General features: G+C 64.8%; 12 protein-coding genes. 7 read left to right on the forward strand and 5 right to left on the reverse strand.

From position 1 onward, the window contains the following. Positions 1-131 precede the first annotated feature (131 nt). The gene (locus P6U27_RS12205; protein ID WP_122406558.1) at positions 132-1,058 is read left to right on the forward strand and encodes a cytochrome c; all 927 of its coding nucleotides are present in this window, start codon (positions 132-134) and stop codon (positions 1,056-1,058) included. Positions 1,059-1,371: 313 nt separating this feature from the next. Here the strand turns inward: P6U27_RS12205 and P6U27_RS12210 are convergent, their stop codons facing one another. Beyond that, positions 1,372-1,617: an Lrp/AsnC family transcriptional regulator gene (locus P6U27_RS12210; RefSeq protein WP_018642903.1), complete on the reverse strand. Its 246-nt coding sequence runs from the start codon at positions 1,615-1,617 to the stop codon at positions 1,372-1,374. Positions 1,618-1,837: 220 nt separating this feature from the next. Next, positions 1,838-3,781: a PAS domain S-box protein gene (locus tag P6U27_RS12215; RefSeq protein ID WP_407194118.1), complete on the reverse strand. Its 1,944-nt coding sequence runs from the start codon at positions 3,779-3,781 to the stop codon at positions 1,838-1,840. 341 nt (positions 3,782-4,122) lie between these two features. On the opposite strand from P6U27_RS12215, the gene thiD reads away from it, so the two are divergent. From thiD to P6U27_RS12235, 4 genes are all read left to right on the forward strand, one after another. Beyond that, positions 4,123-4,923: a bifunctional hydroxymethylpyrimidine kinase/phosphomethylpyrimidine kinase gene (thiD, locus tag P6U27_RS12220; protein ID WP_122406559.1), complete on the forward strand. Its 801-nt coding sequence runs from the start codon at positions 4,123-4,125 to the stop codon at positions 4,921-4,923. A gap of 252 nt (positions 4,924-5,175) precedes the next feature. Next, on the forward strand, positions 5,176-5,988 hold the full coding sequence (locus tag P6U27_RS12225) for a UDP-2,3-diacylglucosamine diphosphatase (RefSeq protein ID WP_122402372.1): 813 nt from the start codon (positions 5,176-5,178) through the stop codon (positions 5,986-5,988). Next, positions 5,988-7,046, forward strand: coding sequence for a glycosyltransferase family 1 protein (locus P6U27_RS12230; protein WP_122402373.1), 1,059 nt, complete (start codon positions 5,988-5,990; stop codon positions 7,044-7,046). The genes P6U27_RS12225 and P6U27_RS12230 overlap by 1 nt, the downstream gene beginning before the upstream one ends. A 158-nt stretch (positions 7,047-7,204) precedes the next feature. After that, the gene (locus P6U27_RS12235; RefSeq protein ID WP_122402374.1) at positions 7,205-8,188 is read left to right on the forward strand and encodes a threonine/serine dehydratase; all 984 of its coding nucleotides are present in this window, start codon (positions 7,205-7,207) and stop codon (positions 8,186-8,188) included. 388 nt (positions 8,189-8,576) lie between these two features. Here P6U27_RS12235 and P6U27_RS12240 read toward each other — a convergent pair whose 3' ends face one another. Beyond that, positions 8,577-10,379 carry a caspase family protein gene (locus tag P6U27_RS12240; RefSeq protein ID WP_162500201.1) on the reverse strand — a complete coding sequence of 601 codons (1,803 nt, stop codon included), beginning with the start codon at positions 10,377-10,379 and terminating at the stop codon, positions 8,577-8,579. Positions 10,380-10,546: 167 nt separating this feature from the next. On the opposite strand from P6U27_RS12240, the gene P6U27_RS12245 reads away from it, so the two are divergent. After that, positions 10,547-10,987 (forward strand): RbsD/FucU family protein, encoded by a 441-nt coding sequence (locus P6U27_RS12245; RefSeq protein WP_122402376.1) that lies wholly within the window; start codon positions 10,547-10,549, stop codon positions 10,985-10,987. Between the two features lie 59 nt (positions 10,988-11,046). Here P6U27_RS12245 and P6U27_RS12250 read toward each other — a convergent pair whose 3' ends face one another. Further along, entirely contained in the window at positions 11,047-12,735 is a 1,689-nt protein-coding gene (locus tag P6U27_RS12250) for a Na/Pi cotransporter family protein (protein ID WP_122402377.1), read from the reverse strand. 293 nt (positions 12,736-13,028) lie between these two features. Here P6U27_RS12250 and P6U27_RS12255 point away from each other — a divergent pair, with 293 nt between their 5' ends. Further along, on the forward strand, positions 13,029-13,388 hold the full coding sequence (locus tag P6U27_RS12255) for a hypothetical protein (RefSeq protein WP_407194119.1): 360 nt from the start codon (positions 13,029-13,031) through the stop codon (positions 13,386-13,388). Positions 13,389-13,584: 196 nt separating this feature from the next. Here P6U27_RS12255 and P6U27_RS12260 read toward each other — a convergent pair whose 3' ends face one another. Further along, complete coding sequence (locus P6U27_RS12260) at positions 13,585-14,979, reverse strand: hypothetical protein (protein ID WP_162500202.1); 1,395 nt, start codon at positions 14,977-14,979, stop codon at positions 13,585-13,587. Between the last annotated feature and the right edge of the window lie 70 nt (positions 14,980-15,049).

Here is a 15,049-nt window from a genome sequence, read left to right on the forward strand (position 1 = left end):
CGGGCTGGCAAACTTCCAACAGCCGGCATTTCAGTTTATTCCCGTCTCCGGCCAGGGCGGGCTAAATTCTTCGTGGCTGGAGCCGTGACGAGATCGGTCATAAGTTCGCCGCAACGAGTGAATGGGTGCGCATGTTGCAACGAACAATTCTGCTGGCGCTGCTCGCCACGATGGCTGCTTCCGGCATCTATTGGTGGCTCAGCGCGCCGGGGGTGGCGGCGGTGGGCAATTCACCGGCCCATGTGCCCGATCTCGCCAACGGGGAGGTGATGTTCAACGCCGGCGGTTGCGCGTCCTGCCATGCCGTTCCCAACCAGCCCGATCGTCTCAGGCTCGGAGGTGGCGTCGCGATCAAATCGCCGTTCGGAACGTTCTACGCGCCGAACATCTCGCCCGATCCGAACGATGGTATCGGCAAATGGACCGACGCCGATTTCGTCAATGCGGTGATGCACGGGGTCTCGCCGGCCGGACAGCATTACTTTCCGGCGTTTCCCTATACCTCCTATCAGCACGCCAGGCGCGAGGATGTGCTCGATCTCTTTGCTTATCTGAAAACGCTGCCGGCTGTTGCGGGCAAGGTGCGTGACCACGACGTCGGTCTTCCCTTCAACATCCGGCGCAATATCGGGATCTGGAAATTCCTGTTTCTGGACGAAAAGCCATTCATTGCCGATGGCAGCAAGTCGCGGGAATGGAAGCGCGGCGCCTATCTCGTCAACAGCTTTGGCCATTGTGCCGAATGCCACAGCCCGCGCAATGTGCTGGGCGGCATCATCGCCGGCCAACAATTTGCCGGCGGTCCCAATCCGGAAGGCGAGGGCTGGGTCCCGAACATCACCCAGAAGCACCTTGGCGAGTGGAGTGCGAAGGATCTCGCCTATTTCCTCAAGACGGGTGAATTGCCCGATGGCGACAGTGTCGGCGGCGCGATGACGCGCGTGATCAAGAACACCTCGCAATTATCTGACGGAGATCTCGCGGCGATGGCGGAGTACCTCAAATCGCTGCCGCCGGTGGATGGGCCGACGCCACCGAAACGCAAGCAGGGCAGCTAAGGTACGAACGTCGTCGCGGCGGTCCGTGTTCACCTCTCCCCGACGGGGAGAGGTCGGATTGCGCAGCAATCCGGGTGAGCGGCTGTAGCGCCCACTGAGACCTGGAGCCCTCACCCGGATCGCATCTTCGATGCGCTCCGACCTCTCCCTTCGGGAGAGGTGACCTCTTCGGCTTGCATCGGTCCAACCAACAAAACTTTAGTGTTGCAGGTCTAAAGCGCGATGAGATTTGGATGAATCGTCATCGCGCTTTAGCTTGTTGCTTACGCATGATCTTTCCGGAAAACCGCTTCGCACTTTTCCGGATCATGCTCTAGCCCGTGCCGAACGCCTTGAAGGTGATGATGGTGAGGGTGTCCTGGATGCCCGGCAGCACCTGCACCTTCTCATTCACGAAATGGCCGATATCGGTGTCCTTGTCGACGTAGAACTTCACCAGGAGGTCGTATTGGCCGGCCGTGGAGTAGATCTCGGAGGCGATCTCGGCTTCGGCAAGCGCATTGGCCACCGTATAGGACTGGCCGAGCTTGCATTTGATCTGAACGAAGAAAGGAACCATCGCGGGCACTCCGAAAGCGTATCTGGCGGCTAATAGGCCAAAACCAGCCGGATTTAGCAAGCAAACTTGCGGGCGTCCGGGGTGCATTCGGCTGCGGCGCTGAAGCGCGATGCGACCGAGCCAGCTCGTCATCGCGCTTCCGGTGTTGTTTGAGCATGATCTTTTCGGAGAACCGCTGCGAACTTTGCGCTAACGCGGCCCTCCGGGTCCGGATCAGGCTTTAGGACGTGACCACTGCTGTTGCCAACGCATCCCTGAGCCGCTCGGCGAGCTCGGCCTTGCGATAGGGCTTGGTCAGCACGATTGCTTGCGCCTGCGCGCGGCCCTGCTCGACCAGGGTCTCCAGCGCGTAGCCCGAGGTGAACAGGACCGGCAGACCGGGACGAACGCGCCTCGCCTGATCGGCGAGCTCCCAGCCGCTCATGCCGCCGGGCATCACGACATCGGTGAACAGCAAGTCGATGCTGGGATCGCTCCGCAGCTGCTGCAAGGCATCCTTGCCCTTGACCGCGGCAATGACGCGATATCCGAGCGCCTCCACCCTGCGAATGACGGAGGAGCGGACGAACGGATCGTCCTCGACGATCAGGATCGTCTCGTAGCCTCGCGGCGCCGCGGCCTCGCTGTCGGGAAGATCGGGCTGTGATTGTCCGGCGTTGGCGCGCGGCAGGTAGATCCTGACCGTGGTGCCAAGGCCCGCCTCGCTGTAGATCGCGACGTGGCCGCCCGATTGCTTTGCAAAGCCATAGACCATGCTGAGGCCGAGACCGGAGCCCTTGCCGACCTCCTTGGTGGTGAAGAACGGCTCGAAGACGCGTGCGGTGACATCAGCCGTCATGCCTTCGCCGTCGTCGGTGACCGAGATCAACGCGTAGGCACCGGGTGCGACTTCAGGGTGAAGGGCTCGATAGTCGTCGTCGATCGCAGCCAACTCCGTGCTCAGCGTCAGATGTCCTCCCGATGGCATGGCATCCTGCGCGTTGAGCGCGAGGTTCAGCACGGCGGATTCGAGCTGGGCGCGGTCGGCAAAGGCCAGGATCGTGCCGGGCCCGGAGGTCGTCCTGATCTCGATGTCCTCGCGCAAGGTGCGCTTGAGCAGCTTGAACATGGAGTCGAGCAGGCTCCGGCAATCGATCGTCTGAGGTTGGAGCAGCTGGCGGCGGCTGAAGGCGAGCAGTCGCTGCGTCAGCTCGGCTCCCCGTTCGCCCGACTGGCAGATGTCGTCGGCAAAGCGCCTGAGATCGGGCCTCTCCTTGAGCTGCTCGCTCAGGTGCTCGGCATTGCCGATGATGACGGTCAGGAGGTTGTTGAAGTCGTGCGCGATGCCGCCGGAGAGCTGGCCGACCGTCTCCATCTTCTGCGCCTGCTGAAGCTGCTGCTCGGTCAGCTTGCGCGCGGTCAGGTCGTGGACGATGCCGACGAAGATCAACTCGCCGTCCTGTCGCGCCTGGCCCACCGACAGGTCCACCGGAAAGGTCGAGCCGTCCTTGCGCAGGCCGATGGCCTCGCCGCCGGTCGCGAAATGCCTCGCCTGGCCGGCGGGTGCCGCATCAGCGTCGGGCATCAGCATGCCGACGTTGCGGTTCATCACCTCGTCGGCACGGTAGCCGAACATGCGCTCGCAGGCCGGATTGAACAGCAGGATGCGGTCCTGCGCATCGAACAGGAAGACGCCGTCGACCGCGGTCTCGACGATCGCGGTCAGGCGCGCAACGCTCTCGCGCATCGCGCGCTGGGCGTCCCGGACCTGTTGCAGCAGCAGCGTGGCGTCCCGGCTCTTGATTTCCTCCTCCTCGAGCGCGGCCTGGACCTGCCGCAGCTCGAATGGCGAGGGGATCGTCAGGATCTTCGGCAATAGCGGCCAGAGCGCAGCGGCGGTGAGGACCGACGCGACCGCCGTGGCTGCCTTGACGAGGCCCTCGATGCCGTAGACCGGAACCCAGAGCGTATAGATCGACAGCACATGGGTCAGGCCGCAGGCCATGATGAAGATCGCAAACGCCCAATAGACCCAGCCGAACTTGAGGTCGCGCCGCTTGGTGACGAGGATGGCAAGGGCAAAGGGGATCGAGAAATAAGCGGCGGCGATGCAGGCGTCGGAAACGACGTGAAGCCCGATCAGCTCCGGCTCCCATAACAGGCAGATGCCGTGCGGCGAAAGCATGGACGAGTCGAGGAGACGTTCGAAGAAGGCCCACATCGTTCCACCCCAAGGTTCTGTTCCAGGTGGTTTGCGGGCCGCGGCGGCCTGCAACGTCGGTGTCGCTGGACAGTTCCACCACCTGTGTCTCACGCAACCGGCGAAGCACGCTAAGGTTAGAGACTATACCAAGGGAGCGGCAAGGTTGCATTTTTCAAGCCCGCATGATTGCGGGCTCCTGGCCGCGCCTTGCCCGACTGATTCGCGCGCTGCGCGACGGGTTTGCGAATCGGCAACGCTTGCTGCTGTTCCATAGGCGCGCTAGGAGAGGCCATGGCGGCGTCCTCAAGCAAATGTATCCGGCGATGACGACCCCGGTCGCACTCACCATCGCCGGCTCCGATTCGAGCGGCGGCGCCGGCATCCAGGCGGACCTGAAGACCTTCGCCGCGCTCGGCGTCTACGGCGCCTCCGTGATCACGGCGCTGACGGCGCAGAACACGCGCGGCGTCACCGGCATTCACGCGGTGCCGGCCGAGTTCGTCACCGCACAGATGGACGCGGTGTTCTCCGATCTCGAAGTCGGCGCGGTGAAGATCGGCATGGTGGCCCAGGCCGCCAGCATAGATGCGATCGCGGCCGCGCTGTCGCGCTGGGCGTTCCGGCACGTCGTGCTCGATCCCGTGATGGTGGCAACGTCCGGCGACCGCCTGCTGGCCTCCGAGGCCGTCGACGCCCTGCGCACCAAGCTGATACCGCTGGCCACCGTGATCACGCCGAACCTGCCGGAAGCCGCGGCCCTGCTCGACGAGCCGATGGCCGCAAGCGAGGCCGAGATCGAAAGCCAGGGCCGCCGCCTGCTGTCGCTCGGCTGCCGCGCCGTCCTGGTCAAGGGCGGCCATGGGGAGGGCGCGGAGAGCATCGATTATCTGGTCGGTGCCGACACCACGATCGCGCTCGCCGCGCCGCGCCTCCCCACCAAGAACACCCATGGGACGGGCTGTTCGTTGTCCTCAGCCATCGCCGCGGGGCTGGCCAAGGGCGAGGGCCTGGAAAACGCCGTGCGCAACGCCAAGGCCTGGATCAGCGCCGCGATCGGCGCCGCCGACCGCTTCAGCGTCGGGCACGGCCACGCGCCGATCCATCATTTCCACAAGTTCTACTGACGCTGGGGCCCGCGGAAGCGCGCCCGTTCATCGGTTTAGCGCGGCTCGCGTGGGGCTAGTTCACCCTCCCGCTCCGGGGCTCCAGGGGAGGACAGGATTGCTGCCGGCACCGCCTGCGGCGCCATGTCGCCTGATTGTCGCATGCGACTGATATTCGCGGGGCAGGGCGAGGCGAAGTTTGATTCGTATCTGAGGTGCCTCAAGGTTCAATCGGTCATCCCCCTGTCACGGGACATTGTTACAGGCTGGCGCATGGGAAGTTACGATGTGAGTGACGAGAGCCCCGAGCGGCGCTTTCGCACGCTGTTCATCTCCGATGTCCATCTCGGAGCCCGCGGTTCTCAAGCCGATCTTCTGCTCGACTTCCTGCGCTATCATGATGCCGACACCATCTATCTCGTCGGCGACATCGTCGACGGCTGGGCGCTGAAATCGAGCTGGCACTGGCCGCAATCGCACAACGACCTCGTCCAGAAGCTTCTGCGCAAGGCGCGCAAGGGTGCCAAGATCATCTACATTCCCGGCAATCACGACGAGTTCCTGCGCAACTATTACGGCACGCATTTCGGCGGCATCGACGTGGTCGAGAACACCGTCCACACCGGCGTGGACGGCAAGCGTTATCTCGTCATCCACGGCGACATCTTCGATCTCGTGGTGCAGAACGCGCGCTGGCTCGCCCATCTCGGCGACAAGGCCTACGACTTCGCGATCCAGATGAATCGCTTCGTCAACTTCTTCCGGCGCATGTTCGGCGTGCCCTATTGGTCGCTGTCGCAATGGGCCAAGCAGAAGGTCAAGAACGCCGTCAATTATATCGGCGCGTTCGAGCAGGCACTCGCCGCCGAGGCACGGCGCCATGAGGCCGATGGCGTGATCTGCGGCCACATCCACTACGCCGTCATCCGCGACGAGGCCGGCATCCGCTACATGAATTGCGGCGACTGGGTCGAGAGCTGCACGGCCCTCGTCGAACATGATGATGGCCATTTCGAGATCATCACCTGGGCGGATCAGTTGCGGAAGCCGGTGCCGGTGCCACAGGTCGCGGCAAGGGCGGCCTGATGCGCATCCTGGTCGCGACCGACGCCTGGCACCCGCAAGTCAACGGTGTGGTTCGGACGCTGACCAAGCTTGCTGACGCCGCCAAGGCGCTTCGCGTTGAAGGTGTTGGCGTCGAATTCTCGTTCCTGACGCCGCAATCATTCCGCACCTTCGCGATGCCGAGCTATCGCGATTTGCGCCTCGCCATGCCGCGTCCGGCGCGGATCGCGCGGCTGATCGAAGAGGCGCGGCCCGACAGCATCCATATTGCGACCGAGGGGCCGATCGGTCTGATGGTCCGCCGCTATTGCCGCCAGCGCAGGCTGCCGTTCACCACCAGTTTCCACACCCGCTTTCCCGAATATGTCCGCGCCCGCGTGCCGGTGCCGGGTTCGCTGATCTGGCGGGCGCTGCGCCGTTTCCACAGCCCCAGCCGCGCCGTGATGGCGGCGACCCCTGCGCTCGCGCGCGAATTGACCGGGCGCGGTTTCGACAACGTCGTGCTGTGGCCGCGCGGCGTGGACACAAGGCTGTTCCATCCCCGCGTCATTGATCTCTGCCTGCCGGCGCCCGTATTCCTGTCGGTGGGGCGGGTCGCGGTGGAGAAGAATCTCGAGGCGTTCCTGGACCTCGACCTGCCCGGCACCAAGGTGGTCGTCGGCGACGGCCCGGCGCGCGCCTCGCTGGAAGAGGCCTATCCCGATGCGATCTTCCTCGGCGAGAAGCATGGCGAGGAACTGGCGGATATCTATGCGGCCGCCGACGTGTTCGTGTTCCCCAGCAAGACCGACACTTTCGGTCTGGTCCTGCTGGAAGCGCTGGCGAGCGGCCTGCCGGTCGCGGCCTTCCCCGTGAAGGGGCCGCGCGACGTGATCGGCGACGCGCCGGTCGGCGCGCTCGATCATGATCTGCGCAATGCCTGCTTCGCCGCACTCGACATCTCCCGGCAGGACTGCGTCGCGTTTGCCGCCAATTACACCTGGGAAGCCTCGGCGCGGGTCTTCATCGACAGCATCCTGGCGGTCGACGCGGTGCTGCCCGGCCGGACCGGCGCGGAACAGCCGCGCCAGGTCGCCTAGAGCTATTTCGATCCGATGGATCGAAATAGCTCTAGATTCTTGTTTTGACGCGTTTTCTTCACGCGAACCGGTAGCCACTTCGCTCGAAAACGCTGCGGAGAAAATCCTCTCGCGGAGGTGTCTTGCCCGGGCCTGACCGGCCGCGATAACATTCCGCCATGACCGAACAGGCCCTTCCGGTCGGCCCTGCCGACATCGATGCCGCGGCGCGCGTGATCGCGCCTTACGCCATCCGCACCCCGCTGTTGTCCTTCCCCGTGCTCAACGAGCGCGTTGGCGCAAAGGTGTTCCTGAAGCCGGAGATGCTCCAGCGGACCGGCTCCTTCAAGTTCCGTGGCGCCTTCAACAAGGTGTTCTCGATCCCGCAGGACAAGCGTGCCGGCGGCGTCGTCGCGTTCTCCTCCGGCAACCACGCCCAGGGTGTGGCGGCCGCGGCAAAAATTCTCGATATGCAGGCGACCATCGTGATGCCTGCGGATGCGCCGTTGTCGAAGCGCGAGCGCACCAAATCCTACGGCGCCGAGGTCGTGCTGTACGATCGCGACAAGGACGACCGCGAGGCGATCTCGCGCGGCATCGCCGAGAAACGCGGCGCAACACTTGTTAAACCCTATGACGATCCCTTCGTGATCGCAGGGCAGGGCACCGCCGGCCGCGAGATTGCGGAAGACATGGCAACGCTCGGCCTCAGCCCCGACATCGTGGTGGCGCCGGCCTCCGGCGGCGGCCTGATCGCGGGCGTCGCCACGGCGGTGAAGGCGCGCTATCCGTCAGCCGAGATCGTGGTGGCCGAGCCCGAGGCATTCGACGATCACGGCATTTCGCTGACCGCCGGCCATCGCGAGCCGCACCCGCCGGCAGGCCGCACCATCTGCGACGCGCTGATGGCCCTGATGCCGGGCGAGATAACGTTTGCGATCAACAGCAAGCTGCTCGCGCGCGGCGTCACGGCATCGGACAAGGAAGTCGGCGCGGCGGTGGCGTTCGCCTATCGCGAGCTGAAGCTGGTGGTCGAGCCGGGCGGTGCCGTCGGCCTCGCCGCGCTACTCGCGGGCCGGCTCGACGTCTCTGGGAAGAACGTCGTCATCGTGCTCTCCGGCGGCAATGTCGATGCCGATCTGTTCGCCGAGCTGGTGGCCTGATTTCTGACTGAACGTAGCGAGGGAGCTCGGTCCACCTCTCCCCGACGGGGAGAAGTCGGATTGCTATGGCGCGCAATTGCGCGCCTGAGCAATCCGGGTGAGGGGCCGCGGCATCCAGTGAGACCAGATCCCCTCACCTGGATCGCATCTGTCGATGCGATCCGACCTCTCCGTACGAGAGAGGTGGGCAGCTAAAGCATGATCCGGAAAAGTGCGAAGCGGTTTTCCGGAAAGATCATGCGTAAACAACAAGCTAAAGCGCGATGACGATTCATCCAAATCTCATCGCGCTTTAGCCCTTGGCGACCAGACCTGATTTCTACTCCCCACGTTAAGAAGGGGCAGAGCGTCGCCGCCCTGCCCCCTTTCTCATGCGCGCCTTGCGCAATCAGTGCATGAATCCGCCGCGACGGTTGCCGCCGTCATTCATGCTCGGCGCCTGGTTCATCGACTGCCGGAAGTTGTTGCTGCTGTTGGCCATGCGGTTCGGCATCGTGTTGAGCTGCGGACGATTGGTCTGCACGTTGTTCTGCACCTGCACCTTGTTCACCGGATTGCTGTTGAGCTTCACGATGCCGGTGTTGGCGTTGTTGACGCGGACCGGGTTGTTCTGCGTCTGGACAGGCTTCACGTCAACAGTCGAGCCGCCCTTGCCGACATTGACCGGCATGCTGACGATCTTGCCCGGGTTGCCGTTGGCGTTGCCTGCGTTCGGCGTGCTGATGGTCACGGGCAGCGTCACGATCTTGCCGGTGCCGCCAGTGTTGTTGGTCGTGTTGGTCGGCGCAGGCAGGGTGACGATCTTGCCCGGGGTCTGCGATGGCGTGCCGTTCGGCTGATTGTTGCCCGCCGGCAGGTTGACGATCTGGCCGCCATTGCCGAGCTTGCCGATGATGTTGCCGTCGACCGGCTTCTGCACGACCGGCAGATTGCCACTGATCTGCGCGCCACCATTGCCCTGCATCAGCGGCAGGTATTTGGGCTGGCCGAGATTGCCCATCTTGAAGACCGGGGCAATGTTCTGCGGCGCCAGGAACTTGGTCGGCTGCATCAGGGGGATCTGCTTCGGCTGGGCCTCGAGCTTCAGCGCGACCTGCGCATAGGGGCTGTTGCCGTAGCTGTCATAGAAGTTCTTGTAGCCGAGCGGCGAGTTGGCGAGCACTGCCATGTGCCAGGCCTGCGAGATCAGGAGGTTATTGAGCAGCCAGCGGATGTGGTCGCACAGCGGGTCGTGCGGATACATCCGGATGAACTCCTGATAGTACTCCGGCCGGCCCTCGGACACGACGTAGTCATAAGCCTGGCGGGTCGAGCGGCTCGGCAGGTTGGAGGCCATCTGCACCACGGGTGCATTCACCGGCGCACGGTTGGCCGCAACCGCGGTGTCACCGAAGAAGGTGAAGTCGCTCGTCAGCGACGAGCTCTCCCACGGGATCTGCGCGCCGCTGGTGGCCTGATTGACCTGCAGGCGCACGCGCTTGAACAGCTGCTCGATCGGCACGTTGGGTTCGCGAGCGATGTTCAGGAACGCCTGCGTATAAGGGCTGTGACCATTGGTGCCGTCCAACGCTTCGGCGCCCGGCGCGGTCGAGTAGCCGACGATCGAACCGTTCGGCGCATCGACGATGGCAAGGCCGCGGCCGGCGTCGTTGACTTGAGGGAAGGGGTTGTTGCGGCAGGCATCGAGGATGACGATGCGCATGCGGCTCGGGATCGTCTCCAGCGTCGACATCACGTCGACGAGGCGCACCGAATTGTTGACGAGCTCGGTCGGGCTGGAGACCTTCGCATCGACCGGAACGAGATAGTTCTCTCCGGCGAGCTGCACGCCGTGGCCGGCGTAATAGATCATCGCCACCGTGTTCGGACCGCGTGAGGCGACCTTCGCGGAAAAGTCCTGGACCACGCGGATCATGTCGTTCTGAGTCAGATCGGTCGCGGCGACCACTTCGAAGCCGGCGGAGTTCAGGAACTGCGCCATCGATTGCGCATCATCGTCGGGGTTCGCAAGTTGCGGCGCGTTCTGGTAACGCGCATTGCCGATCACCAGCGCCACCCGCTGCTCCGGGCCTTGCAGGGCGGTGGGAGCCGGCTGGGCCGGTGCGACTTGCGCGGAAACGGGCCCGCAGGCGAAACCGAACAGGCTTCCCAGGAGACCCGCAGTCATCAGGAAAGGCTTTAGGCGGAACATGGCGTGCTCCTCTGGCACTCATCTCGATGCGAGATTGGTCGCGAGGAAGCTTGGCCGCGTTCGAGCTTGCGGTCCGTGATCCCTGTCACCATGGTGGCCTTAAGTGATCTGAATCACGCTCGGAACCTGCTATGGTTACCGACTGATTGGGGAGGATAGTCCGTCACATGCTGAAATCGATCGATCCGATCCTGACGCCCGACCTGCTCTGGCTGCTCGCCGCGATGGGCCATGGCGACGACCTCGTTTTCGTCGACGCCAATCACCCCGCGACCCGCATCGCGCATGGCACGACGTCGCAGCGCCTGATCCAGCTGCCGGGCATGAACATGGAGACCGCGGTCCGCGCCATCATGTCGGTCTATCCGCTCGACGATTTCGATCCGGATCCGGTGCGCGTGATGATGCCGGTGGACGATCCCGATCGCGTGCCCGAGGTGCAGCGCGCGGTGCTGGCGGAGATCGCGCGCGCCGCCGGGCGCGCGGTCACGCCCGGCAAGCTCTCGCGTCCGGATTTCTATCGCGCGGCAGCGGCCGGGTTTGGCGTGGTGCAGGTCGGCGACAGCAGGGGCTATGGCTGCTTCCTGATCAGGAAGGGCGTGATCTGAATCGCGATGAGTGGTGCGAACGGTCATCGCGCTTCAGGCTGTTTGAACATATCTCCGCGCTAGCCCTGTCCCACCAGATGAACCGCCGAGCGCCAGGCGTGCTGCGATAGGGCTTCGAGGTTTCGCACCGCCTCGACACGAAGCAGGGCGGCGTCGGCGGTCAGGGTCCCATTGGCCACCGCACCGAGCGTCGCACTGCGATGGGCGCGCAGCATTTCGGCGAGCTGTGTCGTACAACGCTCGAGCTCGGCGATCGCCTCGTCGGGCGGGGCGGCGCGCGGACCGGCCATGGCGTCGCCGGCACGCGAGGCGGGTACGGAGTGCGGCGATCCGTCGGCGCGGGGCGGCGCCGCCACGCCACGCGCAATCGCAGCCGCGCTTCGCATGATTTCGGCACATAGCTCTCCGGCGCGGATGTCCTCCGGTCCGCCTGCCACCGAAGCGAAATTGTTTCCTCCACTTGCGAGGTCCGTCAGCCGGGACGCGTGGTCGAGGGCGTGCAGCGTGCTCGTCAGACGCTGTTGCTCGTCGTCGGTCTCAGGCGGTCCAGCTACATCCGACAGGAATATTTGTGCCTGGCGCACGGCATCGGCCGCCTCCTCTACGGATACAGCGTCCTTCCCCAGGCGTATCGATCCAGCGCGGCGGGCAAGTTTCGCCTCGACCGAACTGCACACCGTCAACAGCACGCGCGCGATCGTGCGCCGTACCGCTTCCACCGCCACGATCGGGGTCCCAAGCGCCGAAGGATCGAGACATCGCGTCAGCGGCGAGCCGCGCTCGGGCAGAATTCGTTCGACCAGTCGCGTGAACGGGTTGATCAGGGGCAGCAGGACCGCGACGCCGACGACGTTGAAGGCCGTGTGGTAGCCGGCCAGCAGGGTGACGCCGTCGATCGTGTCAGAGGCGCGCAGCAGCATGGGCGTTACTATGGGAAAAGCAACCAAAGCGATGAGTGCGGCAATCAGCTTGAAAAGAACGTAGGCGATGGCCAGCCGCTTCGCGGTCGGGCTCGCGCCGATTGCGGCCAGGGCGGAACTCGTCGCTGTTCCGATGTTCTGGCCGATGATCAGGGCGCAGGCCTGGTCCAACCCGATCGCGCCCGCGAAATAGGCGGACAGGGTCACCGCGATCGCGGCCGTCGACGATTGCATCAGCGCGGTCATGACCAATCCGATCACGACCAGCGCCAGCACGCCGAAGAGGCCCGACCACCATGACACCCCGGGACTGCCGAGGACTGCGGGCAGATCCGCCGGGTGCAATCGTTCAGCCAGCCCGCCCATGCCCTGCTGCAGGGTCGTCAAGCCGAACAGCACAAGTCCGAAGCCGGCGAGCGCGGCGCCGACCCCGGAGATTCGTCCGCTGCCGAGAAGCTTGGTCAGCGCGCCGACGAAGATCATCGGCAGCGCCGCGGCCGTGAGCGAGACGCGGACGCCGATCAGCGCGACCAGCCAGCCGGTCCCGGTGGTGCCGATATTCGCGCCGAAGACGAGGCTCAACCCTTGCTGGAAGGTCAAGAGGCCGGCGCTGACGAGACCGATCGTCGTCATGGTCGTTGCGCTGGAGGACTGCACCAGCAGTGTGACCAAGGCCCCCCAGAACGAGCCAACCAGCGGCGTCGACGCAGCCTTGCCGAGCACCGTGCGTAGCGCAGAGCCGGCCAGTGTCTTCAGGCCCTCCGTCATCACGGTCATGCCGAGCAGGAAGAGACCTACCCCGCCGAGCGTCGAGATCGCCGTGGACATGTGTGCTCCTTCCGACAGGGCACCACGAATAGCGAAGCAGACAGTACAGCAACGGAGTGCTGACAGGTCGGATCAATTCTAGCACGATGGTCGGGCTTCCCGCGTTTCGGATGAGCGCGATCAGCCGGGGGACGTCATCAGATCGGTCCAGCCGCCCGATCGCCGCGAGCCAACGCATAACGATTCCGCGAAAGCCGGCATGGCTGTGTGTGCGGGATATTGATCAAGGCGGCGAAAAGCCTCCCACTCGAATTTGAGTGGCCTTCTCGCATCCGCCTGTCTATGGTCGATCCATGTCTCGCCTTGTGTGTCTCTTCGTTGCTGTCATCCTGTCGCTGCTGCCCGCCGTCGCGCCCGCTGAGCCCGTGCAAAAGCGTCCCAAGCCGGTCTGGAAGGGCTACGGCTTCCTGCCGGGCTATCGCCAGCCGCTGAGCAACAGCATTCCGCTCTACAAGCAGAAGGACGCGATGCGGCGTCTCGCGCGCAGCGACCGCCGCCATTGGTACATCGACCCGGTTCCCCAGTATTACCGCTGGGATGGCGAGTGGCACTATTTCGGCCGCCCTGGCTTCGGCAGCGGCCGCTACAATGGCGGCAGCTTTGGCCCGTGCTGGACGCGCACGCCGATCGGTGCGGTGTGGAATTGCGGGTGAGTGGCTGATCGCCGTCATCGTGAGTACTCATCCACCACCGTTACCCCGCGCAACGGCGAAGCCGTTCTCGCGGGGATGACGGAATTGACACGCTCGTCATTGCGAGCGTAGCGAAGCAATCCAGAATCTTTCCGCGGCGGCAGTCTGGATTTGCTTCGCTGCGCTCGCAATGACGGTGTGGAGAGAGCGTAGTCTCTTACGAGAAGAACGCGATCTTCTCAGCCTGGGTCATGCGGCGGATCGGGGCGAGGGGATCGTTGGCCGGCGCGCGGGGCTTTTGCAAGATGCCGCTGGCGAGGATGGTGGCGCCGAGCGAGGGCTCGGGCGAAGACGTGGGCAGGGGCGAGGGCATCGGCAGCGTCGCGGTCGGCCCTGCGGCGAACGTTGCCGTCGCCGCCATGGCTGGGGCCTGCTGCTCCATCACTTCGGCGGCGGCTTCCGCGATGGCGTCGGTGAGGCGCGCGAGCGAGTCCATCGCGATCGGTGCGTCCGCTGCAGGCTCTTCCGCGACGGCCGCGACGACCCGCTGAGTTGCGATCGGCTCCGGAAGCTCGGAGGCAATGGGCGCTGCGACATCCGAGGGCATTGGTTCCGGCTTTACCGGGGCAATCTCGACCGGCTCGATGATCTCGTCGAACTGAGGATCGGGCGCCGCCATCTCCAGCGCGATGGCCTCGAGGATGGCTTCGTCCTCGGCTTCCGCGGCGGCGTCGAGCGAGAACTCGTCCGTGACCTCCAGGACCGCGGCGGGCCCTTCAAGAGCGACGTCTTCAACCGCGACCTCGTCCGGCGCTCGCTCGCTTCCAGCGATGTCCGGCGCGATGGTCGCATCCATGGCCTGCTCGGCCACTGCGAATGCTTCCGCGCTGCCGGCTTTCTCAAGCGCTGCTTCGGCCTCGCCAGCGGCCGCGACGTCCTGCAGCGCCTCCGTAAAGGCCACGGGAGCTTCGCTCGCCATCGCGGCGGGCGCGGCTTGCGCAGGCGCAGCTTCCGCCACGGCGGAGGGCGCTGACTGCACCGGCGCCGGCGAGGGATGCTCTGCCTGCGACGCTGCGCCGCCCTCGGTCTGCTCGATCCGCTCCCTCAGCAGATCGAACGCAGCCTTGAGCTCGGCGCGAGGGTCGAGGGTCGAAATCTGTCCGCAGGCGGCCTCGATCGAGGCGAGCTGCGAATCAATGAGGTCGCAGATTCGCCCGTCGGCGCCGATCTCGCGCCAGCGCCAGGAGATCTCCTTGATGATGCGAACCCCGCGCGGGATCGGCGCGAGGCTCGCCTCGATCGCGGCGGGATCGAATGCCGCGATTGCGATCGTCTCGGCCTCGCGGATGGCGCGGCGGATCTCGACCAGCGCCTCCGGCAGGCGGTCCTCGACAACGGGTTGCCGCTGTGCCGCAAGGGTTTCTTCGATTTTCGCGACCGCGTCCAGCACCATGCGGGTGTCCGCATTGCGGTTGCGCTTGGCATATTCGCCGAGGAACCAGCGGCCGCGCGCGGTCTCCATGAAGGCTTCGCGGATCGCGTCGTAATCCTGCTCGTTCGGCTCGGCCGCGCGGGCAGACATGGGCGAGAGGGCGAATGCTTCGTTGGCCATGACAATCTCGTCGCGCAAATCAGTGCGCGTTACTGTAACGATCACCACGATATCGACCGAATCGCAATTG

It is taken from the genome of Bradyrhizobium sp. STM 3566 (assembly GCF_045571445.1).
GTDB classification, from domain to species: Bacteria; Pseudomonadota; Alphaproteobacteria; order Rhizobiales; family Xanthobacteraceae; genus Bradyrhizobium; species Bradyrhizobium vignae.